Source organism: Haladaptatus sp. W1 (assembly GCF_001723155.1).
Taxonomy (GTDB): Archaea; Halobacteriota; Halobacteria; order Halobacteriales; family Haladaptataceae; genus Haladaptatus; species Haladaptatus paucihalophilus.
Genome location: NZ_MEIH01000248.1, coordinates 1 through 1,523, shown reverse-complemented (window position 1 = coordinate 1,523; position 1,523 = coordinate 1). Strand labels below are relative to the sequence as shown.

At 60.5% G+C, this 1,523-nt stretch carries 3 protein-coding genes; all 3 read left to right on the top strand.

All coding sequences use genetic code 11. The features are described 5' to 3' along the window. Window positions 1-539: ABC transporter permease (locus BG842_RS10810; protein WP_139136096.1), on the top strand; the 539-nt coding region annotated here is incomplete at its 5' end. Between the two features lie 32 nt (window positions 540-571). Then, window positions 572-958 (top strand): ATP-binding cassette domain-containing protein, encoded by a 387-nt coding sequence (locus tag BG842_RS32660; RefSeq protein WP_069450725.1) that lies wholly within the window; start codon window positions 572-574, stop codon window positions 956-958. After that, window positions 930-1,523: CPBP family intramembrane glutamic endopeptidase (locus BG842_RS10800; RefSeq protein ID WP_069450724.1), on the top strand; the 594-nt coding region annotated here is incomplete at its 3' end. The genes BG842_RS32660 and BG842_RS10800, both read left to right, overlap by 29 nt.

Below are 1,523 nucleotides of genomic sequence, written 5' to 3'. Positions count from 1 at the left end.
GGGCCATCGATACGGTTCTCATGCGGTACGTGGACGTCCAACAGTCCGTTCCGGCGTTCGTCGTCTACCTCATCCTCGTCTTCCTCACCGGGCCGAGCCTCTTTGCGTTCGTCGTGGTGTTCGGCCTCCTGAACTGGGGGAACGTCGCTCGCCTCGTCCGAAGCGAAGTCATCCAACGTCGGGAGGAACAGTACATCGAAGCGGCGAGAAGCGCGGGCGTAAGTCGGCTGACCATCCTTCGGAAACACCTCCTCCCGAACGTTTCGAACACGGTCCTCATCGGAACGACCCAGAAGATTCCACAGCTCGTCCTCCTCGAAACGGCGCTCACGTTCATCGAAATCGGGGACATCGGTCGGTGGATGCCCTCGTTCGGCGAGACGATATCGGTCGGTCTCAACGCGCAGAGTTACACGGAACCGATGCAGGTCTGGTGGATATGGACGGTTCCGGTCGTCGTGCTCGTCGCCACCGTCGTCGCACTGAGCATCGTCGGCGACGCGCTCCGCGACGCGTTCGACCCGCGAGGTGACGTGTAGATGGCCCCGCTCCTCTCGGTTGACGACCTTGGGTGACGTTCGACACCGACCGCGGCCTCGTTCGGGCGCTCGACGGCGATTCGTTCGACGTGAATCGCGGCGAGACGGTCTGTCTCGTCGGCGAGAGCGGGTCCGGGAAGACCGTCGCGTGCGAATCCCTGACGCGGCTCGTTCCGACGCCACCGGCGCGACTCTCCGGGACGGTGACGTTCGACGGGACCGACCTATTGTCGGTCGGGAACGGAGACACCCGCGCTGACGGTGACCGAGTAACCGGGGCAAAATTTCGTTTACCGCGAGCAGCTCTATTTAGAGCGCAGATATATTTCATCTCAGTGCCATCGTATACAAAAGTCGAAATAGGGGTTGAGAAAAGAGAGCAGCGTCAATATGACCGAAACAGCACGAACGACGGGTGACAGCACGGCCACGTTCGTCACGAACCCGTGGCTGTTCTTCGCCGTTACGTTCGCCATCACGTGGTCGTTCTGGCTACTCGCCGTCACGCTCGATTTGAGTTTCGACAGCGGAGGAGGAGTTCTACTGCTACTGGCGGGGCTTTCCGGCCCCGGAATCGCCGGAATCGGATTTACGTATCTCGTGTACGATGAACGGGGTCGAACGGATTACTGGCGACGTCTAACGAACGTTCGACCGATTGGCATCCAGTGGGTGCTCGTGATACTCCTGCTCGCACCGGTGGTGAACGTCATCGCGGCCGTCGTGGATATTCTATTCGGCGGGACGGGCGCAATCTGGAGCGAGGGCGTCCAAGGATTTGCCGCGAATCCCCTCTCGCTCGTTCCAGCGGTTTTCTTTGCGACGCTTCCCCCCTTCGTCGAAGAATTGGGGTGGCGCGGGTACGTATTAGACCGGCTTCAACTTCGTTGGTCCGCCCTCGTAGCGAGTCTGATTCTCGGCGTCGTCTGGGCGATTTGGCACCTCCCGTTGTTCTTCATCTCGGGGTCGTATCAGCAGGGACTC